Origin of the sequence: Hyphococcus lacteus (assembly GCF_041058985.1) — a bacterium.
Lineage (GTDB): Bacteria > Pseudomonadota > Alphaproteobacteria > Caulobacterales > Parvularculaceae > Hyphococcus > Hyphococcus lacteus.
Genome location: NZ_JBEHZE010000001.1, coordinates 2,469,819 through 2,494,929 on the forward strand (window position 1 = coordinate 2,469,819; position 25,111 = coordinate 2,494,929).

26 protein-coding genes are annotated in these 25,111 nt (G+C 51.0%); 5 read left to right on the top strand and 21 right to left on the bottom strand.

Annotated elements, in window-relative coordinates; translation table 11 throughout:
• Positions 1–2: 2 nt before the first annotated feature.
• The 13 genes from ABFZ84_RS11775 to ABFZ84_RS11835 are packed head-to-tail and all read right to left on the bottom strand — an operon-like array spanning position 3 to position 11,369.
• A complete protein-coding gene (locus ABFZ84_RS11775) occupies positions 3–512 on the bottom strand; it encodes a polysaccharide deacetylase family protein (RefSeq protein WP_369314211.1) in 510 nt (169 codons plus the stop codon).
• Positions 509–1,288 carry a type II secretion system protein N gene (gspN, locus tag ABFZ84_RS11780; protein ID WP_369314212.1) on the bottom strand — a complete coding sequence of 260 codons (780 nt, stop codon included), beginning with the start codon at positions 1,286–1,288 and terminating at the stop codon, positions 509–511. The genes ABFZ84_RS11775 and gspN overlap by 4 nt, the downstream gene beginning before the upstream one ends.
• Positions 1,285–1,755, bottom strand: a complete 471-nt coding sequence (gene gspM, locus ABFZ84_RS11785) for a type II secretion system protein GspM (RefSeq protein ID WP_369314213.1) — start codon at positions 1,753–1,755, stop codon at positions 1,285–1,287. The genes gspN and gspM overlap by 4 nt, the downstream gene beginning before the upstream one ends.
• Positions 1,752–2,948, bottom strand: coding sequence for a type II secretion system protein GspL (gene gspL / locus ABFZ84_RS11790; RefSeq protein WP_369314214.1), 1,197 nt, complete (start codon positions 2,946–2,948; stop codon positions 1,752–1,754). The genes gspM and gspL overlap by 4 nt, the downstream gene beginning before the upstream one ends.
• Entirely contained in the window at positions 2,945–3,919 is a 975-nt protein-coding gene (gspK, locus tag ABFZ84_RS11795; RefSeq protein WP_369314215.1) for a type II secretion system minor pseudopilin GspK, read from the bottom strand. The genes gspL and gspK overlap by 4 nt, the downstream gene beginning before the upstream one ends.
• A complete protein-coding gene (gene gspJ, locus ABFZ84_RS11800) occupies positions 3,916–4,584 on the bottom strand; it encodes a type II secretion system minor pseudopilin GspJ (RefSeq protein WP_369314216.1) in 669 nt (222 codons plus the stop codon). Before gspJ ends, gspK begins: the two co-directional genes overlap by 4 nt.
• Positions 4,581–4,952, bottom strand: coding sequence for a type II secretion system minor pseudopilin GspI (gspI, locus tag ABFZ84_RS11805; protein WP_369314217.1), 372 nt, complete (start codon positions 4,950–4,952; stop codon positions 4,581–4,583). The genes gspJ and gspI overlap by 4 nt, the downstream gene beginning before the upstream one ends.
• On the bottom strand, positions 4,939–5,532 hold the full coding sequence (locus ABFZ84_RS11810; RefSeq protein WP_369314218.1) for a prepilin-type N-terminal cleavage/methylation domain-containing protein: 594 nt from the start codon (positions 5,530–5,532) through the stop codon (positions 4,939–4,941). The genes gspI and ABFZ84_RS11810 overlap by 14 nt, the downstream gene beginning before the upstream one ends.
• A complete protein-coding gene (gene gspG / locus ABFZ84_RS11815; protein WP_407067088.1) occupies positions 5,450–5,908 on the bottom strand; it encodes a type II secretion system major pseudopilin GspG in 459 nt (152 codons plus the stop codon). Before gspG ends, ABFZ84_RS11810 begins: the two co-directional genes overlap by 83 nt.
• Positions 5,909–5,922: 14 nt before the next feature.
• Positions 5,923–7,137 carry a type II secretion system inner membrane protein GspF gene (gene gspF, locus ABFZ84_RS11820; protein ID WP_369314220.1) on the bottom strand — a complete coding sequence of 405 codons (1,215 nt, stop codon included), beginning with the start codon at positions 7,135–7,137 and terminating at the stop codon, positions 5,923–5,925.
• A complete protein-coding gene (gspE, locus tag ABFZ84_RS11825; RefSeq protein ID WP_369314221.1) occupies positions 7,124–8,626 on the bottom strand; it encodes a type II secretion system ATPase GspE in 1,503 nt (500 codons plus the stop codon). The genes gspF and gspE overlap by 14 nt, the downstream gene beginning before the upstream one ends.
• Positions 8,627–8,640: 14 nt before the next feature.
• The gene (gspD, locus tag ABFZ84_RS11830) at positions 8,641–10,602 is read right to left on the bottom strand and encodes a type II secretion system secretin GspD (RefSeq protein ID WP_369314222.1); all 1,962 of its coding nucleotides are present in this window, start codon (positions 10,600–10,602) and stop codon (positions 8,641–8,643) included.
• On the bottom strand, positions 10,602–11,369 hold the full coding sequence (locus ABFZ84_RS11835) for a type II secretion system protein N (protein ID WP_369314223.1): 768 nt from the start codon (positions 11,367–11,369) through the stop codon (positions 10,602–10,604). The genes gspD and ABFZ84_RS11835 overlap by 1 nt, the downstream gene beginning before the upstream one ends.
• A 636-nt stretch (positions 11,370–12,005) precedes the next feature.
• Here ABFZ84_RS11835 and ABFZ84_RS11840 point away from each other — a divergent pair.
• Positions 12,006–12,791 (top strand): prepilin peptidase, encoded by a 786-nt coding sequence (locus ABFZ84_RS11840; protein ID WP_369314224.1) that lies wholly within the window; start codon positions 12,006–12,008, stop codon positions 12,789–12,791.
• On the opposite strand, the gene ABFZ84_RS11845 is transcribed toward ABFZ84_RS11840, so the two are convergent.
• Positions 12,778–13,548 (bottom strand): enoyl-CoA hydratase/isomerase family protein, encoded by a 771-nt coding sequence (locus tag ABFZ84_RS11845; protein WP_369314225.1) that lies wholly within the window; start codon positions 13,546–13,548, stop codon positions 12,778–12,780. The genes ABFZ84_RS11840 and ABFZ84_RS11845 overlap by 14 nt on opposite strands.
• A 123-nt stretch (positions 13,549–13,671) precedes the next feature.
• On the opposite strand from ABFZ84_RS11845, the gene ABFZ84_RS11850 reads away from it, so the two are divergent.
• Positions 13,672–15,123 (top strand): NAD-dependent succinate-semialdehyde dehydrogenase, encoded by a 1,452-nt coding sequence (locus tag ABFZ84_RS11850; protein ID WP_369314226.1) that lies wholly within the window; start codon positions 13,672–13,674, stop codon positions 15,121–15,123.
• Positions 15,124–15,308: 185 nt separating this feature from the next.
• On the opposite strand, the gene ABFZ84_RS11855 is transcribed toward ABFZ84_RS11850, so the two are convergent.
• The 5 genes from ABFZ84_RS11855 to gyrA form a co-directional block, all read right to left on the bottom strand.
• Positions 15,309–16,511, bottom strand: a complete 1,203-nt coding sequence (locus ABFZ84_RS11855) for a glycosyltransferase family 4 protein (protein WP_369314227.1) — start codon at positions 16,509–16,511, stop codon at positions 15,309–15,311.
• A gap of 80 nt (positions 16,512–16,591) precedes the next feature.
• Positions 16,592–17,038 carry a peptidylprolyl isomerase gene (locus tag ABFZ84_RS11860; RefSeq protein WP_369314228.1) on the bottom strand — a complete coding sequence of 149 codons (447 nt, stop codon included), beginning with the start codon at positions 17,036–17,038 and terminating at the stop codon, positions 16,592–16,594.
• Complete coding sequence (locus ABFZ84_RS11865) at positions 17,035–17,928, bottom strand: peptidylprolyl isomerase (protein ID WP_407067089.1); 894 nt, start codon at positions 17,926–17,928, stop codon at positions 17,035–17,037. The genes ABFZ84_RS11860 and ABFZ84_RS11865 overlap by 4 nt, the downstream gene beginning before the upstream one ends.
• A gap of 74 nt (positions 17,929–18,002) precedes the next feature.
• The gene (gene coaD / locus ABFZ84_RS11870; protein WP_369314230.1) at positions 18,003–18,506 is read right to left on the bottom strand and encodes a pantetheine-phosphate adenylyltransferase; all 504 of its coding nucleotides are present in this window, start codon (positions 18,504–18,506) and stop codon (positions 18,003–18,005) included.
• Entirely contained in the window at positions 18,503–21,259 is a 2,757-nt protein-coding gene (gene gyrA / locus ABFZ84_RS11875; protein WP_407067090.1) for a DNA gyrase subunit A, read from the bottom strand. The genes coaD and gyrA overlap by 4 nt, the downstream gene beginning before the upstream one ends.
• Positions 21,260–21,406: 147 nt before the next feature.
• Between gyrA and ABFZ84_RS11880 the strand changes: the two genes are divergently transcribed.
• Positions 21,407–22,042, top strand: coding sequence for a superoxide dismutase family protein (locus tag ABFZ84_RS11880; protein ID WP_369314231.1), 636 nt, complete (start codon positions 21,407–21,409; stop codon positions 22,040–22,042).
• A gap of 152 nt (positions 22,043–22,194) precedes the next feature.
• Positions 22,195–23,253 carry a Kelch repeat-containing protein gene (locus ABFZ84_RS11885; RefSeq protein WP_369314232.1) on the top strand — a complete coding sequence of 353 codons (1,059 nt, stop codon included), beginning with the start codon at positions 22,195–22,197 and terminating at the stop codon, positions 23,251–23,253.
• Positions 23,254–23,257: 4 nt separating this feature from the next.
• On the opposite strand, the gene ABFZ84_RS11890 is transcribed toward ABFZ84_RS11885, so the two are convergent.
• On the bottom strand, positions 23,258–23,557 hold the full coding sequence (locus ABFZ84_RS11890; protein ID WP_369314233.1) for a hypothetical protein: 300 nt from the start codon (positions 23,555–23,557) through the stop codon (positions 23,258–23,260).
• Positions 23,558–23,995: 438 nt separating this feature from the next.
• Between ABFZ84_RS11890 and ABFZ84_RS11895 the strand changes: the two genes are divergently transcribed.
• Positions 23,996–24,376 (top strand): hypothetical protein, encoded by a 381-nt coding sequence (locus ABFZ84_RS11895; RefSeq protein ID WP_369314234.1) that lies wholly within the window; start codon positions 23,996–23,998, stop codon positions 24,374–24,376.
• A 100-nt stretch (positions 24,377–24,476) separates the two neighbouring features.
• On the opposite strand, the gene ssb is transcribed toward ABFZ84_RS11895, so the two are convergent.
• Entirely contained in the window at positions 24,477–24,941 is a 465-nt protein-coding gene (gene ssb, locus ABFZ84_RS11900) for a single-stranded DNA-binding protein (RefSeq protein ID WP_369314235.1), read from the bottom strand.
• Positions 24,942–25,111 lie beyond the last annotated feature (170 nt).

Here is a 25,111-nt window from a genome sequence, read left to right on the forward strand (position 1 = left end):
GGCTAGTTGCGACAACCGGCAATCCCAGCCGTCGGCGATACCATACTCCACCCGCTGTTATCGGTAACTTTAACAACACCCTGTTCAAGATAAGAACCACCACTAAAGCCGAGCCCGAATTTTGCGCTCACTTCAACTACAATTCCATCCGTATTCTGAAATTTCTGGCGTTCATAAATGCCATAGCCACTAGCACCATTATAATCGATACGTTTTAACGTCACGTCCGCGCCGCCTAGATTCATCATGGCGTCTTTTCCCGTAACATAGCGGAACACCGCCGCAGGGCGGTTACCTTCTAGCGTCCAAAGCACCATACCGCATTCTTTTGCAGGTAGCGAAGCATCCGCCAAAGCGCCAAAGCCGTCTGAGGCTGCGTCGTCATCTGCAAGACTGAGTGGCACCGCCTTACGTTGGTCAGAGACTTTTGTTTGACGGTTGGCATCTGATGTCGTCGTAGCGCAACCAGCTAACACCATCATTGAAAGAGCGATTGAAACAGTTTTCATCATGACCCTGCACTCCTAAAAATTCCGGCTGAACCGTAGACCAATTCACCATTCGCATCTTCAAATCCCAAGACGCGAAGCGCTGTATTTATATCGTTTTCACTCGAAGATGCCGTCGCTGATAGTTCATAGGAAAGGCTTCGGTCTACCCGCAGTTCCATATTTGCACCCGCTCGCGGATTTTCGCCCATAAGCGTGACCACGAGTATTTCGCCGTCACACTTCACATCGCCACTCATTGGCAATGCAGGCATGTTATATCTCCGAGCTGGAGCGTTCAAAACATTGGTCCAGATCGTACCATTGGCCGCGATGCACCCGCGCTTTGGTGCAAGTGAAATCTTCGTTGCCTCTATCCTAGCAATGCCTTGGGTCGGGGCACCAAGCACCCCTTGTGGTGCTAATGCACCTAAATCAAAATCTGCGATAAGGTCAGTGACCGTAATCGTTTGGCTTATGCTGAAAGCAACTTTGCCCTCACCGACAATCGTCCCATTTCGTGCAGTGATATCGAACTTGGGTGAAAGTCCCAAAATCGATAAGGGCGACAGTTTATAGGACACATCCCCAAGTGAAGCGCCGGAAGTGTTTAGTCCTTCAAGAGTGCCCGCCCAGACTGTTCCTTTTGTTCCGCTGTACGATATGTTCTGGCTATCAAAATTGATAAAAAGCGCCACTACACTCGCCGGTAACAACGCGGCCATGCTAACAAAAAACACAATAGCAAAAACGCTCATCATCAGTCGACGCGGCGATTTTGATATTTTTCGAGCTTTCATGACTTTTGCTCAAAGACAATGATATGAGCCGTTATCAGGCCAGATTGTCCGTTGGCGATATCCGCGAATGCGACCGTTACACCATATTGTTTTTCTAACTGCGCAATCCACGAAAAAAGTGCTTCACCGTTCATCGGTGCAGCTTGAACCTCCACTTGACCTTGCGCATTTTCCGATCCGATACGCGTTAAGTCCACGCCCCAGTTACTCGCGGTGGTGATCACAGCCTGTCGTAGTTGCATCCGACCAGCAGCACTGGATCCATCGCCGTTTCCACCCAAAGCGGCTGCGGCGAGTGTAAGTTCATATCCATCCCGTGCTGATTGTTCTTTACGTAGTGCCGCATCATGCCAATTATCCAATGGGCGCAGCACGCCCAGTGACACTATCACCAGAGCCGCAAGACAAGCTGCGACTAATATCAATACCCGTTCCCGTACAGAAAGCTCATGCCACCACGTTGTCATGATAAACTCACTTTCAGCTCACCGAGATAAATACCGCCAGATCTTCTCACGCCGCCCGCTTCATTCGCGATTATTCCCCGCGCCTCTAGGTTTTGTTTCAGCACTTCTAAATCATTGATATCCGAAAACCGAAGATTGATCGCATATTCGCCCCGTTGAGCATTATAGCGAATTCGATCAAGTTGAATGTTATCGCTCTCGCCCAAGCTATCTGAAACGGCATTGGTTAGCCGCATAAACATTGGCGCACCGCCACCCGCCGCTAAAACTTGTCGCGCGTGCGTTTTCGGATCGACATTTGAAAATTCCGGAAATGTAGCGACGTGTATATCGTTCGTTTCTTGTCTATAGGCCTCGGCGATACGAAGCGATCTGATACTGTCTGCGACATCCACAACAAGAAACGAAACGACCAATCCCGCAGCGAGCATCGCCGCTCTGCGCCATGGCTTTATTGTCTCCTTCCAGTTACCGCTTTTGCGATAAGCACCTTGAAGAAAGTTTATGTACCCGCTTTGCTCTAGCCCGTCCGCAAAAGTTGAAATCAGCGCCGCCCCCTCTAAGGGATGTCGCCATTCAGTGTGTACGGTGTCGGTCAACGGCAGGGTAGCCTCGCCATAACATATGGCGTTCTCTATCTCCGCTTTTTCTAAAAGTGTAGGCAATATTTCATCGGCTAACGGACGTTCTAATGCGAATCCTTGAAGGCCGACGCTTCCGAACAATCTGTCTTTAGTCGCAAAAACGGTTGCCCTGTCCGCGTAACTCGGCAACAAAACATAATCCGCAGTCACCACATCCGGTTTGATCCCGATGGATGTAAACGCGTGGGCCCACAAGTCTATGACCGATTTTTTGACGGCCAAAACCAAACCGGCCCCATCAGAATGACGCGCAGTTGCAAAATGAATGTTATCTAAACTCTCAGCCAGCTCGTCTTCTAAAAGGAACTTGGCTGCTGATTTATATTGCGCATTCGCTTTTGGTGGCGTCGGCATGATGCGCATGACAACATCCTCACCCGCCAGCACCAACGCGACGCGCTTTGCCGACGCGGCTCTATGCGCAACATCACCTAACGCATCAACACTCTCTGCGGTGTCCGCGAGTTGAACACGCCCGTCAGCCCAAAAGGCCCATTTAATTGGCTCATTCGGACTACGTCCAGCGATGAGTATTAACGTCTCGTTCACATCTCCGCTCCGATACGCCGCGAAACCACGCGCGCGCGGTTTCCATCCATGGCGATTTCCGATGTCATAGTAAGTACCTTGCGATCATAAATAATCTCTGCACGGGCCTTTAGGTAACGTGAGGTTATCTCAAAACGGCGGGTAACCTCATTTTTCAACCCTAGTTTCTTGACTGATGGCTCAGCCAGAAACGCGGTAATGTCGCTATATCCGCCCGGTGGCCGCCCAGCAATAATATCTGCCGCCCCCCGCAGGGAAACGTCGTCGCCCAGAACAGCCGCCAGAACGGCGGCATCACCGCGTTCGAGCATATTTACATTAATGGGTGATGGCCCTTGTCGATCCATCGCGCAAAGAGCTGGAACGAGGGCCAGATAAACGTCTTTCGTAACGTTTTTTATCGCCCTGATTTCAGTTACCGATGCGGCCAATTTGTTGGCGGTGCGATAAGGTGATGACAGAGTTGTATAGTATTCGTCTTCAGCGCCTTGGGGGCGGCGTTGATTATCACCATCAACCCAATCGGCCATAGACTGTGCAATCGCCTCAGCTTCGAATTCACCAAGGCCGAGATGTTTTGAAAGTCTCACAAATTCCGCAATGGCAAGATTTTGTGCATCATCCTCGGATGATTGCGCGAAGCTATTGATGTTAAAGCAGGTCGTTGCATCATCAAAAACAACTCGCGCCATGCCATCGTCCAGAGGTAACTCTATCTGTTCATTGGCCCACGGATCCTCTCGTGACATCTTACTGTCATTGGCATCATACGCAGTCTCGATGGCAGAGGTCGCTAATGTTTCAATCGCTAGCGCCTGCCATATCGCTTCGCTTCGCTCATTCACATTTCCAGCACGGGCCGCAGAAAGTGAAATTTTTTCCATGGAGGCAAGCGCAATGAAAGAAAGTGTCGCCGCCAATAACAATACGATTAAGAGTGCCGCACCTTTTTGTTGGTTCCTCTTATTCATGAGCCGGCCCTTGCGCCATTGCCAAAAGCACCAATCCAAAACCGTTGTTCCAATATCGGTTTATCCGGCCATTCAAGGGTAAACGAAACCGCACGCGGCGGGCCACCAATTCCGCTCGTCGGCCAAAGTTCCGCCCACGTCAACTCACCGCGAAATTCACCAATGAGATATGCGGCTGTTGCGGTTTCTAACCCATCAAATAATATACGTTCATTCGTCACTGAATTGGGCGCAGCATCGAGGTAATTTCTCGTGCGCCGAATTAGCGCTCGGTCGCGAAATACATATTCGACATATTGCAAAGAACTACGCGGCTCGGCCGATTGAATGTTGATCGACCCATCGCGCACAAAAGCGGCGAGAACAACCTCGTCGTCTTCTGTTCGAGAGCCAAACCGAGTTATATTGCCAACAAACTCTGTACTACGCTCAATGCCAAACTCATCGCGAATTTGGCGGGGGCTAATTTGGATGAAGTCACCTTTCATTAGACTGCGCGCGATTTGAAACTTTTTCAATTCATCGTCTGCTTCAGATAACTGATCGCGACTATCGACCCCCAGCCGCAATGCATAAACGCTCGTGGTCGCAATCGCCGCAAAAATAAGCAGCGCAACCATGACTTCGGGCAGTGTCATACCTGATTGTAGTTTGCGGATTATCATTGAACCCTCCGCATTGAGGTTGCGCGAGCAATGATTTGATCACTGTCCATCGGTGAAATATTGATATCAATACGAACTACATCATCTACACCGGTTTCTGTCGTTGTCCGGAAATATCGCAACGCCTCACCACCGACAATTGTTTCGCCCTCTTTCGTCCCGAGTTGAATTGCCTCCGGCAAGATCAGCGCTTCAACCATCAGATTGTCAGCGGCAATCATTCCCCGGTTTCGGTCCTCCAAAGAGGAAATAAACCGAGTGTTTTGGCCGATCAGCGCCAAAAGTGATGCGACCACAAACCCCATGATGCTGAGCGCCACCAGCGTTTCCACGAGCGAGACGCCGCGTTGTTGATTAGCGCGCGTCATTAGCGATCACCTCAACATTGCCCTGATCATTCATTACGACGTCAATATATTTCCGGTCATGATGGAATCTAACGTTAAAGGCATCTGTTTCACCCGTCGGGCTAAAAGTATAAATGTGTGTCTTAGGTTCCGATAGTTGTGTATCTGGTATCTTTTTGTCGTTATCAGGCTTTGACATTTCCAGCCAATAATCCGGTGACAACATCACAGGTTGTAACTTTTTATCGCTTGATTTTTCCCACGCTCCATCCGTATACTGGGTAAATAGATAACCATTCGCATCGACCTCCAACGCAATGGGAAAATTCGATGTAATCGAATATCCAACTGCGTGATCAAGTCGTGCAGCAAAACGGTCTGCGGTTTTGCGCAAATCACCGATCGGTGGCGGCGCGGAAATAATGACAACGCCAGCCACCATCGCCATGATCATCATAACCACAAGCAATTCGACTAATGTAACGCCGCGTTGTTGGCGACGCTCTCTCAGCCAACCGTTATTTCGCTGTCCAGTTGCCAATGTCCGCGTCCAGCCCTTCGCCCCCGGGTTCGCCATCCGCCCCGAAGGAATATAGATCATATGCACCACCATGCTCGCCAGGAATTCTGTATTGAAACTCGTTTCCCCATGAATCTACCGGAACCTCCCCGCGCAAATATCCGCCGGGCCGATAATTAGCGTTGTTTCGCGCGTCGCTTGGCACCGTTACCAACGCGTCCAACCCTTGTTGCATGGTCGGATAGCCGCGCATGTCGAGGCGATATTGATCAAGCGCAGTTTCTATCGCATCAATTTGAAGACGCGTCGTGTCGACGGATGCTTTATCTGCCGCAGGCAGAACATTGATAACAACGACAGCCGAAATCAGCGCTAGAATCGCCAGCACGACCAATAGTTCAACCAGTGTAATACCGCGCTGCTTGCGTCGTTTAATCGCTGAACTACGAACTTTCATTTTCAACTCCATTTTTATCCTGCGGCTAACGTATTAAACCGGAGGATGGGTAACAGGATCGACAACACAATCACCAACACAGCGCCGCCCATAGCAACAATGATTGCCGGCTCCAAAAGGCGTAGCGCGACAGTGGATGCCGTATCAAATTCTTCCTCTAGCTGCACTGCCGCCTTATCCAATAGATCCGCCAATGCGCCAGAACGTTCCCCGGCGGCAACCATATGAACCAGCATCGGCGGTAGCGCATTGGCGCGCTTTAGTGCGGCGGCAAGCGATGCACCCTCTCCCACCATCGTGACCGTTTTATCGAGGCGCGACCGGATGTAGCTATTGTTTACAGTTCGTTGTGCGCCAACAAGACTATCAATCAACGGCGCACCACCCGCAAACAATGTCGCGAGTGTTCGCGCAAATCGTGCGCCATCAACGGCCTGTGCTAAACGACCAAAAACCGGAATTTTCAAAACGCGTTCATCAACCCAAAGCCGAATTCTTGGCTCTTTCAATGCACGCCACACCCCCAACCCCATCAGCGACATTACGAGAAGTGCAATCAAACCGTAATTAACGATCCAATCCGAGATTCCGACAACCAGCCGTGTTAGAAATGGTAACTCTGCGCCAAAATTGTTGAATTGCGATACTATTTTCGGCACGACAAAAATCATCAGTGCCGTAACAACTAGGCTCGCAATAACCGCAAGCGCCGCCGGGTAAATCAAAGATGCGACCGCTTTATTCTTTAGCGCTCGGTTCTTTTCTAGCATCAAAGCAAGGCGCGTTAAAACACCCGGCAAATCACCCGACGTTTCCCCGGCCGCAATCACCCCGCGATAAAGCGCGGGAAATGATTTTTTGTCCTCGGCCAGCGCATCCGCAAAACGCCACCCCTCCATAACGCGCTCGCGCACCGCAATCAGTCGCGTGCGCGTTCCGCCCGTATCGGATTGAAGCGCAACAGCGTTTAACGCCTCTTCAAGTGGTGTTCCCGCACCGATGAGCGCCGCCATTTGGCGCGTAACAGAAACCAGCTCGCTAGGGCGAATACGCGCCGGACGATTTTTACGTTCGACACTCGCCTCTTCGCTACGCGGCGCTGAAAGTTTGAGTGGTGTTAGTTTCATGCGGCGTAATTCACTGCGCGCCTGGCGTTGGCTTTCAGCCGAAACTACACCTCGGCGGGTTTTCCCGCCGAAATCCAGCGCCTCATATTCAAAGGCCGGCATGGTCATCCTCCTTGCGGACAACACGCATGACTTCTTCGAGTGCAGTTACGCCATCGCGAACATGCCGGAAGCCGGATTGAGCGAGGGTTTCCGCATTGCTAAAAGCGTAAGCCTCTATCTCTTGTTCGCTGGCATTATCGTGGATTAGCCGTTTTAGTTTTTCATCAACAATGATGATTTCATAGACACCAATGCGGCCTTCATATCCGGTTTGATTACAACGGCCACAACCAACGGGTTTCATTAATTGAACTGGCTCGTCCGTGCCCAACATTTTGCGCGTTGCTGCATCGGCCTCATAGGGTGCCTTACAGGAAGGACATAACCGGCGAACGAGCCTTTGCGCCAAAACTGCCGCAGCCGTAGTGGACAGCAAAAATGGTTCAACGCCCATATCGCGCAGTCGTGTGATGGCACCTGCTGCTGAATTTGTGTGAACGGTTGATAAAACCAAATGCCCCGTCAACGACGCTTGCACTGCAATCTCAGCGGTTTCGACATCGCGAATCTCACCAACCATGACAATATCAGGGTCTTGACGAAGTATAGCGCGAAGCCCTGTGGCAAAGGTCATTCCAACCTTCGGGTTGATTTGTGTTTGACCCACGCCGTCAACTGCGTATTCAACCGGGTCTTCTACAGTAAGAATGTTTCGACTTGGCTCATTCAACAGGCTAAGGGCACCATAAAGTGTTGTGGTCTTACCCGAACCCGTTGGCCCAGTTACGAGTATAATTCCGTTGGGGCGCGTCAACACTTGTTTGAAACGATCAAGAATTGATTGCGGCATACCCAATCCATCTAGATCAAGCCGCGCTTCGTCTTTATCAAGAATACGCATCACCACACGCTCACCGAAACGCGCGGGTAACGTAGACACACGCACATCAACTGTCCGCCCACCAAGCGCAAGGGATATTCGGCCATCTTGAGGGACGCGGCGCTCCGCAATATCAAGACGCGCCATCACTTTGACCCGAGACGTCAGAACTGGTGTCATCCGAGCAGGCAGAGAAAGAACCTCTCGCAGAACGCCGTCAATTCTTAGACGAATTGAAAGCGTTTTTTCATAAGGTTCAATGTGGATGTCAGAGGCTTTTACTTTTACAGCCTCCGCAATCATCGCATTAATTAGGCGAATGACCGGGGCGTCATTCTCGCTATCAAGCAAGTCCGCCGTCTTCGGCAATCCTTCCGCTAGTGACGCAAGGTCATTGTCATCATTTGCTAGGTCGAGATCGGCGGTCGAAATTCCTTCAACAGAATAAATCTCAGAAAGCCGGCGTTCAAACATCTCGGGCGGTAGAACATCAATCTCGATTGGCGCGCCAACCGTGCGCCGTGCTTCAATCACCGCCCATGGGTCCGGCTTTTCTCCGCGCGCTCCCAAAACCACAGGGTTTGCCGTATCATCAAGCACAATGAGGCCGCGCTCCTTTGCGAAAGCATAGGAGAAACGCACCGGCATCAATAAATTTTGTTCACTCATGGTGCTTTAATGGCCTATTGCGGTGTCGCTGTGCCCGTCACTTCATCAATCAAGCGTTCCATCTCAGATGTCGGCGTGCCATCGCGCAACAATTCACGCGCGCGCATATAGTCCATCTTTCGATCGGTCGCTACTTTTGCCGTAGACTGATCACGCACTATCGTCGGGCGGATGAACACCATCAAATTTTGGCGTCGCCGTTCACGTGACGTGGTCTTAAAAAGATTTCCAACAGCGGGAATATCACCAAGATATGGCACTTTTGACTCCGTGTCTTCGCGCGTGTCATCAATCAGACCACCAATCACCAGGATATCGCCGTCGTCCACCAACGCCGTCGTTGAAATTTCCCGTTTGTTTGTAATCAAATCGGTTGAGCTTGAAAGTATCGGCCCTTCGATGCTGGAAATTTCCTGTACGATTTGCAGCGTGACAGTGCCGCCATCATTAATTTGTGGAGTTACCTCAAGGATCACGCCGATCTCTTGGCGGCTGACCGTGCGAAAGGCATTGGTCAAATTATCACCCACTGCCTCGCCAGTGGTCACTGGAATTTCCTGCCCGACTTGTAAACGCGCTGTTTCGTTATCAAGCGTCATAATCGATGGCGTTGAAAGAACATTTGAAAAAGTATCCTTTTGAATCGCTGTCAGGATCGCGCCAAAGAACGAGTTTTTGCCCAGCCGACCAGCACCACCAAGCGCAAATCCGTTAAACCCTAGAAGCGAATTCACCGCCGCTTCGGTCAACGCACTTTGCTGATCGCTAAGATCACCACTTACAACATTCGATTCCAAAAGCGCAGCACCAGCAGCCGCCAACATATTGGGTTGTGCACTGGAAAAATTCGTCGTTGAAAACGGAACACTCGACCCTTCTGCGCCCGTCAAGAAATATTGAAGCCCGAGGTCCCGAACTGTCGTGTCGGAGACATCGACGATGATAGCCTCGACCAAGACCTGCGCGCGCCGAACATCCAGTTGTGCAATTACATTTTGGATCGTGCGCTGAATTTCGGTATCGCCATTTATGATTAGTGAATTTGTGGGTTTGTGAAATGAAACACTAGCGCGATTACGACCAACGGTACCGTCAAGCCCCCCAGCGATCGTGCTGTTGACGACTTCGGTCAAAAGCGGTGCCATTTCTTCGGCATCAGCATGTTTTAGAAAAACGACCGCCAAATTTGACGAAGTCCCGCCATATTGATCGAGTTCGCTCACGACCAATTCCAACCTGCGCATCAATGATGGTTCTGCACGGATCAAGAGGGAATTGCTTGCCTCTACGGGCACGATTGAAAACGCCGCGCGTCCACCAGATTCCTCGGACATTTCAGACGCAAGCTCGCTGACGAGTCGCGATAATTCCCCAGCGGATGAATGTTGTAGAGCTATTGTTCGATAGATTGTGGAATCACGGTCGAGCTGTTTTAATACTTTGGTGATGCGCGCAACATTGTCGGCAGTATCGACAACGATGATCGAATTCCCTGTACGAACGGGGCTGACCACACCATTATTACCGATAATCTGCGCAAGGTTCGCCGCTGCTTCACGTGCGTCCACATAGCTCAAACGAATAATCTGCGTCGTGAGGTCAGAACCCCGCCCTTCACCGACCGGTCCGGCGGCACGAGCAGCCTCTTGCAAGGGAACAATGCGATATTTTCCGTCACCCGCAGGTGTGGCGGCAAAATCATTCACCCGTAAGACCGCCTGAAACAACTCCCATGCTTCGTCGGCACACAGGCTTCCGTTTGGTGGTGACTTAACTGTAACGCGACCTTGGACAGCGGGATCGAGAAGAAACGTTCGGCCAGTACGTATGGCAATTTCATCAACAACGGCGCGAATATCTGCGCCTTCATAGTTGAGTGCCGCGCCGCAATTTTCCTGTGCCCATGCGTTGATGGGCGTTAAAAAACCCACCGTCGCCGCAAGCACCGCCGGAATGGCATTACGAAACTTCAGCATTACTCATTTCCTTTTACGGACAACGTAATCGGCATTCTTTGTCCGTTACGCTCAATTACAATAGCGGTTTGTTCAGCCCGCGATATCTTGTTCATCATTGTTAAAAGCCCCGATGGGTCTGCCGGTGCTGGCGTTCCGTTTACGGAACGTAAAATGTCGCCCGATTGAAAACCAATTCTCTCAAAGACCGCGGCATTGCGGCCAGCATTCAATGCGATCGCCGTCGCGCCATTTGCGTCTTTCGTCACGGACATTTTTATGGCGTCAGATAGTTCTTGGGCCGTAACGAAACTACGCTCTGGTTGAGGCGCAGCTTCTATTCGCTTTTTTACCGGTGTTTTTGATTCAAAGCGTAGGGATTCACGTACGCCATTTTGCTCGATAATCACCTGATCTTCATAGACCGCAACCAAACGAACACCGGTCGTTATTGTCTCGCCCACTGCATGGCGTTTTTCTTTTCCGTCCGAACGCCGAATAATTGCTGAGCCTTCATCCCCTTTTGGCCACACACCTGTAAGCGTTAAGTCAAGCGAAGTTTCGGCAACATCGGGGATATCCTCAATGGGTCCGGCAGAAACTGCGGCTGAATGGAACGGGTTTTTTGCGTCCGCAGGTGCACGCTCACGGGCGCTTGACTGGGTGGACATCGCAGCCCCGACAACATCGCCCTTTGGTGTCGGCAAAGGCGCAAAAATCGCTATCGCAATCTTGGCGAGTGCTAGGCCTAAAAGCCCAACCAGCAGCAATTCGATGACACGTGGCAATATCGCGGGTCCGCCGTTTTTAAAGACGGCGAAGCCCCTGTTTAACCCATTTATGTCGAAACCGACCAAATTACTCACCCGCGTCGCATTTACTCATAAACGACATTAAATTGTTACTTCGAATTGATACCGAAAAACCCTTAGCAAAACGATATCCGGCCACCGATTTCATTGAGGCCCTACTTGCATTTTTCGTTCCTCTTTTTACTCGAAAGAGCTGAATTCATTCAGAATTTTCGGATAAACCTCTCGGATACCTACCCCGCCTGCACAATAACGGCGAAAGCTCACACCCATCGGAAACCCTTCAACGCAATTTTGAAGCAAAACAACTTCCTATCACCGAAAACGCAAGTCGAGCATTTGCCCCACGCATCAGCCCTTTCGCTCCGTTAGAAGAGGCTTTTTACAGTAGCATGACATGTTTGTTTCAGATCTATGACAGACGGCCAAAATGATCATCCGTATGCGCACCTCGTGCATCAATATAATGACGCACCGTGTGCGCAATTAGGCAAGGCGGAATTGGGCATTCTTGATCATAAATCCGCATATCTTGTGCGGTTGCGGAAACCAGTGAGATCAGCCATTTTTGCGCAGCGATTGCGCTTTTTCCAACCACGGAAACTTTTTTGAATGAATCTCGAATGGGCTATTTTCATCACAGCTTTTCTGGTTGGGCTTCTCGCGGGAAGCTTTTTGAATGTGGTTATTTATCGTGGCCCACAGATGTGGAACCTCATCGACGGGCATGATCGGGGTAATCTTGTCTTTCCTAGATCCTCATGCCCGTCCTGCGGGGCGATCATCAACCCTCTTCATCTTGTTCCTGTTGCGGGGTTCCTCTGGCTTCGTGGCCGCTGCGGAGCCTGTAAAGATCCCATTTCCTTTCGCTATCCCGTGGTCGAGCTTCTCGGCGGACTGGCTGTGCTCGTTGCCGTGGTTCTATTTGGGTCGACACTACCTGCCGGATTGGCGGCACTGTTCTTTTTGTTTCTAATCGCCCTTGCCGCGATTGATTATGAAACTGGCTATCTGCCGGACGCATTAACACTGCCCCTTATCATGATCGGTATCGCTGCCAACGGGTTTGAGCTTTTCGTTCCGTTTGCGGACGCCATAATCGGCGCATTTGTGGGCTATCTCGTTTTTCGCGCGATAGATTTTGCGTTCCTTAAATTGCGAGGCGTCGAGGGTCTGGGTCAGGGCGATGCAAAGCTTTTGGCCGCCATCGGCGCTTGGCTAGGGTGGGTTGCGTTGGCGCCGACCGTATTTATCGCCGCGATTTTAGGTTTAGTGGCAGTCGGTATTATGCGCCTAAAGGGCCAGGCAGTATCCGGTGATATGGCGATTGCTTTCGGCCCCGCATTAGCCGGTGCCGCTGCAATTATGATGATAGCGAGCGGGCTTATTTCCCTTTGAAAGTGGGTTTGCGTTTTTCCATCAGGGCCGTCACGCCTTCGCGACAATCGTCCGTGGCAATCGCAACACGTTGGTTCTGCGCTTCAAAAGTCATCGCATTATGTAGCCCGCCCTGAGACGCGGCCCTGAACACGCGCTTTGTCAACGACAATGCGAGCGGCGCGCGTTCAGTCAGGGTTTTTGCCCATTCAACCGCGTTCGTCAGAACATCAGTCATCGGAACTGTTCGGTTGACAAGGCCCCACTCAAGCGCGTGATCGGCGCCCAGCTTCTCGGCCTCGATTGCTAATTGATACGCCCGCGCATACCCAATTTCGCGCGTTAGCAAATAGGAAAGCCCACCATCGGGCACCAATCCAATATTCGCAAAGGCACTCATAAGATAAGTATCTTCGCTCATCACCCGCAAATCACATGTCAGCGCAGTGGTCATACCAATACCTGCCGCCGGACCATTGATCGCTGCAATGACCGGTTTTGGCATGGTCGCGATTGTGCTTAGAAAAGCGGCATACTCCGTATTCAACACATCTTCGACATTAAACTTGTCATTCACCGCAGTTACATCAGCGCCGGCGCAGAATGCACGACCCGCCCCAGTTAGAACAACCGCGCGAATGGCATCGTCCGCTGACGCAGTCTTCATGGCATCCGTTAAATCGGCGCGCATCTGCCCGTTAAAGGAATTAAGCTTATCTGGACGATCAAGGGTGATAACGGCAACGCCGTCATGCGGGGTTTCATATTTAACTGTCATAACCTTGCTTTCTGGAACGTTCTGAAAGGGTGGGCGTTTCACTATCATCGCTTGTGTTCAGACTGATTGCAAAACGCGGGCGCAGTGATAATCCTGTAAGAAAACCAAATTCGGAGGCACATTATGGTCGATAGTCGTTTCTTTCGGCAAGAATGTTTCATCGCTGGTAAATGGATCAGCAGTCACGAAAACGCTGTCGTCACGGTCAATAATCCCGCAACAGGTAAGCAATTAGGCACCGTACCGGACCTCGGGCGCGATGAAGCCAAGAACGCGATCACGGCGGCCCATACTGTGTTTCCGGAATGGGCCGCCAAAACTGCGGCAGAGCGCGGCAAATTCTGCAGCGCCATTCATGATGCGCTGATGGATAATCAAGACGCGCTGGCCGAGATCCTGACCCTGGAAATGGGCAAGCCACTGGCTGAGGCAAAAGGCGAAATCGCCTATGGGGCCGCGTTTTTCAAATGGTTCGCCGAAGAAGCATCTCGGGTTTATGGCGATGTCATCCCCTCGCCTTGGGCCGACAAGCGCATCGTTGTTATCAAAGAGCCTGTGGGCGTTGTCACTTCGATCACACCGTGGAACTTTCCGACCGCGATGATCGCGCGCAAGGCGGCCGCTGCTCTTGCCGCTGGCTGTCCGATTGTTTGCAAACCTGCCAGCCAAACGCCTTTTTCTGCCCTTGCTTACGGTGTCATCGCCGAGGATATCGGCCTGCCCCACGGGGTTTTGAACGTAATAACGGGCGCGCCCGCACCCATCGCCGACGAATTTTGCGAAAACCCCAACGTCAAAAAAATCACCTTTACGGGTTCGACGGCTATCGGCAAGCAGCTCGCGGCGAACGCCATGAAACATATGAAACGGGTTTCGATGGAACTCGGCGGGAATGCCCCGCTGATTATTTTTGACGACGCTGATATTGATCGCGCTGTCGAAGGGGCGATTGCCTGCAAATTTCGTAACGCCGGACAAACTTGCGTTTGTGCCAATCGAATATTGGTTCAATCGGGGATTTATGACGAGTTTTCCCAAAAGTTCTCTGCACGTATTAATAACATGAAAGTCGGAAATGGCCTTGAAGACAATGTTGATCAAGGACCGTTGATTGACCAAAAAGCCGTCAAGAAAGTTGAAGAGCATATCGAAGACGCGACCAGTAAAGGCGCAAAAATTGTGACAGGTGGAAAGCGCCATGAACTGGGCGGCACATATTTTGAGCCTACTTTGTTGCGCGATGTTACGGCTGATATGTTGATTTCCGATGACGAAACATTCGGCCCCGTTGCACCGTTGTTTAAATTTGATACCGAAGAAGAAGCGATCACCATGGCCAATGATACCGAATATGGCCTTGCGTCTTATTTTTACACCAAAGACCTTGGGCGGGCCTGGCGTGTTATGGAAGCGCTTGAATATGGTATGGTCGCGATCAACGAAGGTATTCTTTCGACGCCGGTCGCGCCTTTTGGTGGCGTCAAGGAATCGGGCGTTGGCCGCGAGGGCTCCAAATATGGCCTCGAAGATTATCTCAACATTAAGTATGGGCTTTTCGGCGGGCTTGAAAATTAAGCCGTCTTTATTCGCCCGCAAAGATATTCCGTTCACTACTTTTCCCTTTATTCTTCGGGATGCAGATTAGCTTATTCAGGACAAGTGGGGATAACTACGCACCAAATGCGGAATTGAGATCAATTTTCGCGTTTTAAGAGATGTAGCACAGGCCACATTCGCGTGCTGGTGGCGCGAATGCCACGCTACTCGGCGTTTGTGCTCTCGGCAAAATACTCAGCGAGCTTCGCGGCCTCGATGTTGACGTCGTGCGCGGCTTCAATTCGGCTCCGGCCTTCGCCGCCCATCGCCGCCAGCGTTTCTGGTGAAGCCTCAAGCGCACCTCGCATCGCATTAATCAATGCGCTTTCATCACCAGCTGGCAAAATCCAGCCGCATTCTTCATCAACTAACTCGGGAATTCCCGCGATATAGGTTGAGATCACGGGCCGACCGAGCGCCAACGCCTCCATAATCACAACAGGCAGTCCTTCAGCAAAGGTCGGCAACAAAAAGGCGCGGGCTTCACCAATGGCCGCGCGCACTTTGGCATTCTCCATCCAACCTGTGATTTCTATATTTTCACCCACACTAAGTCGGGCAATTTCTGATTCAATTTCGCCTCGTGATGGGCCATCACCAATCAGAATTACTTTTACGTCCGGGTATTCCGCCCGAAGTTTAGCCACCACAGACGGCAACTGCGCCTGCCCCTTTTGCGGACACAAACGCCCAACACAGACAAAGGTCCGATTATTCGGTGGAGGCGTCGCATCGAAATCATCAAGGTTCAAGCCGCAATGAACGATCTTAATCTTGTCGCCCGCGCGGATAGTCGAGAACCGAATTAATTGCGAGCGGCAAAAATTTGTGATCGCCGCAATAAATGATGCATGCTGAATTTTTGCTGGAAAATCCAATAGCGGCGCATCGGTCAATTCATCGGGGCCATGCACCGTCGCGCTATAGCTAGGCCCGCCCATAATGCGAGAAAGCATGGCAACCGCAGTTGAATTTGTCAGAAAATGAACATGGACATGATCAATATTTTCTTTTGCCGCTACCTGACGGAAATAGATTGCCTCTAGCAGGTAAGCGACATGACGAACAATGCCGCCACGGGCCGACCGCAATAGCGACAACCAAGGACCAAGTGCCTTTAAGATGCCGCCCGGATTAGAAATAACCTCGCGGCCCAAGGCTTTGAGTAACCGCGCCTTATTGCCTGATAAAATATAATGGGTACGGTCAATTTCAGCGATATCAAGCGGATCAACCAATTGGTCATCCCATCGGCGCAGGGCAAAACGGCTAACCGTCATGCCCTGTCGTTCCAATGCCTCGATTTCACGCCGGATAAACGTGGTCGAGGTTAACGGATAGGTGTTCATCAAATAGGCGACGTTCACAAATTGTATTCCTGTTTGCGCCGCTCAACTCATGCGGCCCATCCGTTTAGATTTTGTCACCAGAAATAATTAACTGGTGTTTAGGCAGCAGTGCGGAATTTGACGATTTTGGTCGGCGTGGCCGGTGGTTCGCCAACATTGGCCTCATCAACATGTTCCATGCCGTCAACAACCTTACCCCACGCGGTGTACTGACCATCAAGGAACGACGCATCGTCAAAACAGATAAAGAATTGGCTGTCGGCACTGTTCGGGTCTTGGGCACGCGCCATTGAACACACACCGCGCTGATGGCCAACGTCGTTAAATTCTGCATCAATTTTGTTGCCCGAACCACCAGTGCCATTGCCAATCGGGCAACCCATCTGCGCCATGAAGCCAGAAATCACGCGATGAAGCGATAGCCCGTCATAAAAGCCTTCGTCGGCAAGCTCTTTTATACGCGCCACATGGTTTGGCGCTTTTTCGGGATATGTTTCAATCGTTACATCACCCGTTTCGAGCGTCAGAATAAGCTTGTCCGTCATAATTCAATCTTTCCGTCTTTCTTGATTGGCACGCGTATCTCGCAAATATCTTTCACGAGACCTGTATCATTAACCTGGCCAGCGGCCTTTAGGTATTGAAGGAATACAGGGTTGCCGGTTTTTAGAACTTTAATGTTATCGCGTTCTGATTCTGGAACATCTGCAGCAATCCGTGCACGAATGATTGGCGTGGGCCGTACAGGTGGTTCACCACGAACAATCCGTCGCGACGCTTCGAAGCCATCAACGATCCACCCCCAACCGGTGTATCGTTTGTCCAAATTCAATCGCGAGTCACCAATCATCAAAAAGAACTGACTATTGGCACTATTGGGGTCTGTCGCGCGGGCCATAGACATGACACCGGGGCAATGAACCGGCCAAAGATCCACACGGCTATCTTTGATAAAAGTCCGCAGTGCTTCGGGCTGTGCCGCAACGGGCATACCGTCGACATAACCGATACGCGGCGCAATCCGGTCACGACCGATTACATTGAGCCCTTCGACTTCGCCCGCATCGCGCGTAAATTCCGCCTCAAGATTGGGCTTTTCTGAAGACCCGGTACCTGTGCCTGTCGGATCGCCGCCCTGAGCCATAAATCCTTCGATAACGCGGTGAAAAACTATGCCGTCATAGAATTTTTCACGGGTTAGCTCTTTGATACGCTGAACATGTTTCGGCGCAAAATCCGGGCGTAACTCGATGACGATCTTGCCCGCCGGTAGGTCGAGGTAAAGCGTATTTTCCGGATCAAGTGGCCGCCAGTCATTTGGTGATGTCGCTTCAATGATTTCGCGCGAAGTGGGTTGTTTCACTTCATCATCAGCAAGCGCGCCGCTGGACATGGCAAGCGCTGCTAATATCCCGAAATATGGCCGTAAACGCATATAGAAACTCCTCTGGCCCTTCGCCCCAATACGACAGCCACCCTTCATATAGGGCACAATCGACAAAAATGAAATTACGGCTTGGCGAACTTGGCTTTCAGCATTTTTTCGACGCCCGCAGGCACGAAAGATGAAACGTCACCATTCAGTCGGCAAATTTCCTTGACCAGACGCGACGCAATCGATTGATAACGCGCGTCAGCCATTAAGAAAACGGTCTCGATATCGTCATTCAGTACCTGATTCATGCCAACCATCTGAAACTCATATTCAAAATCAGAAACTGCGCGTAAGCCGCGAATGATGATATTTGCGTTCAACTCCTCGGCAAATTTCATCAAAAGCGTCTCAAACGGAACAACCCGAATGGTTGTATCGTTAGTTTTCGCGATCTCGGCCACTTGTTGTTCAACCATCGCCACCCGCTCTTCGAGCGTAAATAAAGGCGATTTGTCCCGATTAATAGCAACGCCAATGATCAACTCATCGACCAGCTTTACCGCCCGCTGCATCAGATCCACATGCCCAAGGGTCACCGGATCGAACGTGCCAGGGTAAAGGCCAGTCAATTTCGTCATTCGCTTTCGCCCTCTTCCTCGCCATCTTCTTCGTCACCATCGACGTCTTCGACACGACCGACGGAAACGACTTTCTCGTCTTCACGCGTTCTAAAGATCGTTACGCCCTGAGTGTTTCGACCGGCGAGACGAATATCATTGACTGGTGTACGGATAAGTTGCCCGCCATCAGTCACCAGCATGATCTGGTCGGTTTCCTCGACTGGGAATGACGCGACCACAGGCCCATTTCGATCGGTCGTTTGAATAGCGATGATCCCTTTACCGCCACGACCCGACGTACGATATTCGAAAGAGGACGTTCGCTTACCGTAGCCATTCTCGGTGATCGTCAGAATGAACTGCTCGGATGCACCCATTTCGGCCAATCGTTCTGGACTAATCGCAACGTCTGGCGTTTCGTTATCTTCCGGATCCTCTGCATCACTCTCACCTGCAGCACGGCGCATAGCCGCCGCATGTTTGAGATAGGCTTTCGATTCCTCTGAGTTGGTATCCATATGGTGCAAGACAGCCATTGAAATAACGACATTGCCTTCATCAAGGCGAATTCCTCGAACGCCAGTGGAGGTCCGTCCCGCAAACACGCGCACCGCATCTACGGGGAAACGGATGCAATTACCCGCCGCAGTCGTCAGCAATACATCTTCGTTTTCGCGACAAAGCTGCACACCAACAAGCCGATCACCGTCATCAAGCTTCATGGCAATTTTGCCATTACGATTGATCCGCTGGAAGTCGGACAACTTGTTGCGACGAACATTACCCGAACGGGTCGCAAACGTAATTTGCATTTGCTCCCAAGACTCTTCGTCCTCTGGGAGCGGCAGAATATTTGTCACGCGTTCATCTGGGCCAAGCGGCAACAGATTGATAAAGGCTTTGCCCCGCGAGTTTGGTGCGCCCTCAGGTATCCGCCAAAGCTTGAGTTTGTAGACCATGCCCGTTGACGTAAAGAACAGTAACGGCGTGTGCGTGTTGCCGACGAAAAGTTGCGCGACGAAATCTTCGTCTTTGAACTTCATGCCCGCGCGACCTTTGCCACCACGTTTCTGCGCACGGTAAGTCGAAAGCGCCGTACGCTTCACATAACCCGCATGGGTCACCGTCACGACCATTTCGTCACGCGGAATAAGGTCTTCGTCTTCGACCTCCCCATCGGCCTCAACAATTTCCGTCCGTCGCGGGGTTGCGAATTCGTCGCGCGCGGCGGTCAATTCGGTTTTGATAATTGTCAAAACGCGGTCACGATTACGCAGAATTTCAAGATAGTCTTCAATCTTTTCGGCCAGCCCTTTTAGCTCGTCGCCAATCTCGTCACGGCCCAGCGCAGTAAGGCGCTGTAGGCGAAGATCAAGAATGGCTTTTGCTTGCTCCTCTGACAATGTCAGTTTGTTGCCATCGGCCATCATATGGCGTGGGTCAGCAACCAAAAGAACGAGCGGTGCAAGATCCTTTGCGGGCCATTCGCGTTCCATCAACTGCGCTTTCGCGGTTGCTGGATCGGGGGCCGCGCGGATCAGCGCAACAATTTCGTCGATGTTGGCCACAGCAATCGCAAGACCAACCAAAATATGGGCGCGGTCGCGTGCTTTATTAAGTTCAAATTTGGTCCGGCGCGTAATGACTTCTTCGCGGAAGTCGATGAACGACATCAAGACATCGCGCAACGCCATTTGCTGTGGCTTGCCGCTATTTAGTGCAAGCAAGTTTACGCCAAAACTCGTTTGAAGCTGAGAGTGACGATAAAGCTGGTTGAGGACCACATCCGGGCTGGCGTCACGGCGAAGTTCAATCACCACACGAATGCCGAGGCGGTTTGACTCGTCGCGTATATCCGCAATGCCTTCGATTTTCTTCTCGCGCACAAGCCCCGCGATACGTTCGACCATCACCGATTTATTCACCTGGAACGGAATTTCGGTAATGACGATGCCGTAGCGATCTTTGCGCAGCTCTTCGATGGTTGCGCGCCCGCGCATCACAACAGACCCACGCCCCGTCAACAACGCAGATTTAGAACCTGCGCGGCCAAGAATGACGCCGCCTGTCGGGAAATCGGGACCCGGCACAATCTCGATCAGTTCTTCATCGGTGATTGCAGGGTTGTCGATCATGGCGAGCGTTGCGTCGCAAACCTCGCCCAAATTATGCGGCGGAATATTCGTCGCCATACCGACGGCGATACCGCCCGCGCCATTGACTAACAGGTTCGGATAACGAGCCGGCAAAACCATCGGCTCATTCTCCGAGCCATCATAGTTTGTCTGAAATGCGACCGTGTCTTTTTCGATGTCTTCGAGCAGCGCATGTGCCGGTTTACCCATGCGGACTTCGGTATAACGCATCGCAGCCGGTGGATCGCCATCGATCGAACCAAAGTTACCCTGTCCGTCAAGTAATGGCAGTCGCAGTGAAAAGTCCTGCGCCATGCGCGCCAACGCATCATAAATCGATTGGTCGCCATGCGGGTGATATTTACCGATGACATCACCAACAACACGCGCAGATTTGCGGTATGGCTTGTTATACGCATAGCCATTTTCATGCATCGACCATAAAATACGGCGGTGAACTGGCTTCAACCCATCGCGCGCATCAGGAATCGCACGGCTCACGATCACACTCATCGCATAGTCGAGATACGATTTTCGCATCTCTTCTTCGATGTGGATGGTCGATATGCCGTCGCCTAATTGTGGCGGGGTGTTTTCGTCTGAATTATCGGGAAAATCGCCGTTGTCTTCGGCCACGAAAGAACCTTTTGGAATCAGTTAAAAATGAACTGCTCTGCCTAGCATTGCCCCCCAATAAAGCCAAGCATTTGCCCTGTTTATTGCGCAGTTTATTCGCGCTAACATATAGGGTAGCATTAACCAGCAAATTTGTCAGGAAAAAGCATGATCTCAAAGACCAAAATCCTCAGTATTTCCGTCGCTTCGACAATCTTTCTCTTAGGCTGTGGAAAAACTGATGATACTGGCTCGAGCACCGCTTCAGTGACATCAAACGGGGATTCTTTATTGACTACCCTCGCCCCCTCGGATTGGGCTGACGCTGCATCCACCTTTATTGACCCTGAGGGTAATCAAATTGGCTATGCCGTTTTCAAAAATGCGCCCCGCGCAGGTGTTCTTATTCGTGTTGACGTCGCAGGTCTCAGCGAAGGGTGGCACGGCATCCACCTTCATCAGGTCGCGGACTGCAGTGATGGTGCCGAGGGCTTTAAGGCATCCGGTGGCCATATCGATCCCGATGATCGCGCCCATGGACTTTTGAACCCGGATGGTCCCGAACGGGCAGACATACCGAATATTTATGCCGGTCCAGATGGCCGCGCGACCGCCGAAATTTTCAACACGACCATTGCGCTTTATCCCAGCGAAGCCGCAGCCGCAGAAGCGGGTCCGTATCCGCTTATGGATGAAGATGGTTTTGCGATGATCATTCATACAAACGCTGACGATCACATGACACAACCGATCGGCGGTGCCGGCGCGCGTGTTGCCTGTGCTGCTATAAAACCGGCAAACTAAACCATCCGATTTTAGTTTCGCTCGCGCGTGCAATATACTCCGGCTGGCGCTTTTCAGCGGGTATTCTATTATCCGCACAGCAGTGGTTTATGTGATATGGTGGAATTTGCCTGAGCCGGGGATGCTCAGTGCGCGTAAAGGGGGTGCGTAAAATGACAATTATAAACCGAAGAGGTTTCGTACTGGGAAGCGGCGCAGCCATGTCGCTTGGCATGGTTGGGAATGTCCAGGCAAACGGATTAACCGGTGCTTGGACGCCATTGCGGGATATGCCCTTTCCTGTTCAGGAAATTTACCCCGCCGCATTTCGTAAATCATCCGATCCCGGTCCATCCCTAAAACCTAAACCACTTGATATTCTCGTGAATGCGGGCGGACTCATACCCAATGACGTCGAATTCAATGTCACGGACGCCGTGACATTTTATGATCCAGCTTATGATGCGTGGGGCTTTGGCACACCGCTCCCCGCGCCGCGTCATCACCTCGCATTGGTGAACAATAATGGCATCCTTTACGGCATTGGTGGTTTTGCGCGGAATCAACGCAGCGGTTGGCAGATGCAATCCGAATGTTTGCGTCTTCGCGACCTGAACGGTCGTTGGGATCAGATGTCCCCCCTCCCGCATCCACAAGCAGAAAGCATTTGTCTCTCACTGAATGGTTATATCCATGTGGTGGGCGGTCGCGCACCTGCGGGAAGTTCCAACGCCCAATGGGCTGACCATATCGACACGGACGAACATTGGTATTTTGACGCAGCATCAAATCGGTGGCACAGCCTTGCGCCGCTTCCACGCGCGCGAAATTCATCGGCAGGCGCAGTGGTGAACGGCGTTCTTTATGTAATTGGCGGCCGCACAGTTAGCGACGGCAACACGAGTGCTGTCGATGTCTACGATCCACTCGCGGATCGCTGGGAAGCCGCAAAACCAATGCCTAAAGCACAAGCTGGCTTAGCGGCATCGGTGTTGAACGGAAAAATCTACGTCTTTGGCGGTGAGTATTTCAAACCGGGTGATGGCGGCGTATTTGCGGAAGCATGGGAATATGATCCCGATCAAGATGCGTGGCGTGCGGTGGCCGCTATGCCACGTCCTCGCCATGGATTAGGCGCAGTGACGCTGAGCAATGCAATTTATGTGCTGGGCGGAGCATCCAGCCCAAGCGGCGTCGGCACGAGCGCAGCATTAGATCGGTTTGAGATTTAATTTTTTAATTGTGATCAACCGGTAGGCAATTCGCAAAAACTGGATTGCCAACAACTTGTTGACTCATCCATGCTTCGCCAGCATCGCGGCATTCATTCTCACTTTCATAAAGGCCGATTAGTTCCGGCTCACCTGTCGGACCCGGGGTTAAAAATCCCTGTGCAGCCCATTGCGTAGCATCTGAAGGTGTCACGCATGCAGAAATCAAAAACATTGTCGCGAACAATGGTGCAATGCGAAATTTTACTTGCACGTTTTGAATTTTTGACATGCGTTTTTTGAAACATTCCGTGATGTATTTCATTGATCCCTCCCCGGATGTTTGCGTATCACCGATCAAACACTCAAAGCATGGCAAATAAAAGGCCGGCAGGGTTTTCAATATCAGATCGCCACATCTCTCATTAAACAAATACGGAATTCAAACGAACAGCTAAAAATAAAGCCCCGGCGGTAATCGCGCCGGGGCTTTTGTTGAATCCTAAAAGAATTCCGGTGTTGGCGAGCGTTTAAGTGCTCGATTTATCTCGTTGCGGACTGCCCCCGCATGTCACCGGCCCGTAAAACATTTACTCGGCCCGATGAAAAAACCCTCTGCTGCATTTTGCGATGCTTCAAAACACCGGAAATGCGAGTGGTAATTAGCAAAAACGAACTCTCAGCGCGGAATGCGCCGAAAATCACGCCAAATTAGCGTCTAGTCGTCTTACGTTTTGCTGTTTTGCGCTTCGCAGTCTTGCGTTTGGCTGGTGCCTTGCGTTTTGCCGGAGCTTTACGCTTCGCAGGAGCTTTACGTTTTACAGCTTTTTTCGCTGTTTTGCGCTTTGTTGTTTTTTTGGCCGTCTTTTTCTTTGCGGTTTTTTTCTTAGCTGTTTTCCGCTTGGCCGGCGCTTTGCGTTTTACAGCCTTCTTAGCTGTCTTCCGCTTTACGGTTTTTTTCTTAGCCGTTTTGCGCTTCGTCGTTTTTTTAGCGGGTGCTTTCCGCTTCACAGCTTTACGCTTAGTCGCTTTTTTAGCTGTTGTTTTACGCTTTACAGTTTTCTTCGCGGTTTTTTTCTTAGCCGCTTTACGCTTCGTAGTTTTTCTCTTTACCGCCATGGTTCACCTCCGAATCATGCGTTGAAAGAGAAACTGTAACTTAATTTCCTAAAAAAGTATTGTATATGCGCAACGCTAAGCGCGCGCATTTGCATTTTTTTGCAATTTTTGATTCGTTTTTGCGTTTAGAACGGAATGTCGTCGTCCATATCGTAACTTTGTCCGCCCGAAGATGGACCTTGATCGGACATTCCGCCTGCGTTGCGATCTGAAAAACGATCACCGCCACCGCCGCCACTTCTTCCGTCGAGCATTACGAGCGTTGAATTGAAATTACGCAACACAACTTCGGTTGAATAACGATCATTACCGTTTTGATCTTGCCATTTGCGTGTTTCGAGTTGGCCTTCGATATAAACCTTGGAACCTTTTTTCAAATATTGGTCGGCAACGCGTGAAAGACCTTCGGAAAAGATCGCAACAGAATGCCATTCTGTTTTTTCACGACGCTCACCCGTGTTTTTATCTTTCCAGTTTTCAGACGTCGCAATACGCAGATTGCAAACAGATCCACCATTCTGAAACTTACGTACTTCTGGGTCGGCACCCAGATTTCCTACCAAAATGACTTTGTTGACGCTGCCTGCCATGAGACTCTCCTGAACTACCCGAATTCTTTCTTGCCTGTGCTAATCGCTCGATTTTCCATCAAGCTCAATGATTGGTTCTCCCCACCATCACATCTTCTGCACTCGACAGGCTGACAAATGTTCACACCTTGTTCTTTCTGTCAACGTCGATATATAGGACATTCATTGGC

Excerpts from the sequence above, each read along its gene's own strand:
- ABFZ84_RS11890 (WP_369314233.1), bottom strand. The coding sequence starts at position 23,557 with ATGAAATACATCACGGAATGTTTCAAAAAACGCATGTCAAAAATTCAA.
- gspN (WP_369314212.1), bottom strand. The coding sequence starts at position 1,288 with ATGAAAGCTCGAAAAATATCAAAATCGCCGCGTCGACTGATGATGAGC.
- gspG (WP_407067088.1), bottom strand. The coding sequence starts at position 5,908 with ATGAAAGTTCGTAGTTCAGCGATTAAACGACGCAAGCAGCGCGGTATT.
- gspJ (WP_369314216.1), bottom strand. The coding sequence starts at position 4,584 with ATGATAATCCGCAAACTACAATCAGGTATGACACTGCCCGAAGTCATG.
- ssb (WP_369314235.1), bottom strand. The coding sequence starts at position 24,941 with ATGGCAGGCAGCGTCAACAAAGTCATTTTGGTAGGAAATCTGGGTGCC.
- gspM (WP_369314213.1), bottom strand. The coding sequence starts at position 1,755 with ATGACAACGTGGTGGCATGAGCTTTCTGTACGGGAACGGGTATTGATA.
- ABFZ84_RS11845 (WP_369314225.1), bottom strand. The coding sequence starts at position 13,548 with ATGACAGTTAAATATGAAACCCCGCATGACGGCGTTGCCGTTATCACC.
- ABFZ84_RS11860 (WP_369314228.1), bottom strand. The coding sequence starts at position 17,038 with ATGACGGACAAGCTTATTCTGACGCTCGAAACGGGTGATGTAACGATT.
- ABFZ84_RS11865 (WP_407067089.1), bottom strand. The coding sequence starts at position 17,928 with ATGCGTTTACGGCCATATTTCGGGATATTAGCAGCGCTTGCCATGTCC.
- ABFZ84_RS11840 (WP_369314224.1), top strand. The coding sequence starts at position 12,006 with ATGAATCTCGAATGGGCTATTTTCATCACAGCTTTTCTGGTTGGGCTT.
- ABFZ84_RS11810 (WP_369314218.1), bottom strand. The coding sequence starts at position 5,532 with ATGATCTATATTCCTTCGGGGCGGATGGCGAACCCGGGGGCGAAGGGC.
- gspI (WP_369314217.1), bottom strand. The coding sequence starts at position 4,952 with ATGACGCGCGCTAATCAACAACGCGGCGTCTCGCTCGTGGAAACGCTG.
- gspK (WP_369314215.1), bottom strand. The coding sequence starts at position 3,919 with ATGAATAAGAGGAACCAACAAAAAGGTGCGGCACTCTTAATCGTATTG.
- ABFZ84_RS11885 (WP_369314232.1), top strand. The coding sequence starts at position 22,195 with ATGACAATTATAAACCGAAGAGGTTTCGTACTGGGAAGCGGCGCAGCC.
- ABFZ84_RS11880 (WP_369314231.1), top strand. The coding sequence starts at position 21,407 with ATGATCTCAAAGACCAAAATCCTCAGTATTTCCGTCGCTTCGACAATC.
- gspF (WP_369314220.1), bottom strand. The coding sequence starts at position 7,137 with ATGCCGGCCTTTGAATATGAGGCGCTGGATTTCGGCGGGAAAACCCGC.
- gspD (WP_369314222.1), bottom strand. The coding sequence starts at position 10,602 with ATGCTGAAGTTTCGTAATGCCATTCCGGCGGTGCTTGCGGCGACGGTG.
- ABFZ84_RS11775 (WP_369314211.1), bottom strand. The coding sequence starts at position 512 with ATGATGAAAACTGTTTCAATCGCTCTTTCAATGATGGTGTTAGCTGGT.
- coaD (WP_369314230.1), bottom strand. The coding sequence starts at position 18,506 with ATGACGAAATTGACTGGCCTTTACCCTGGCACGTTCGATCCGGTGACC.
- gspE (WP_369314221.1), bottom strand. The coding sequence starts at position 8,626 with ATGAGTGAACAAAATTTATTGATGCCGGTGCGTTTCTCCTATGCTTTC.
- ABFZ84_RS11850 (WP_369314226.1), top strand. The coding sequence starts at position 13,672 with ATGGTCGATAGTCGTTTCTTTCGGCAAGAATGTTTCATCGCTGGTAAA.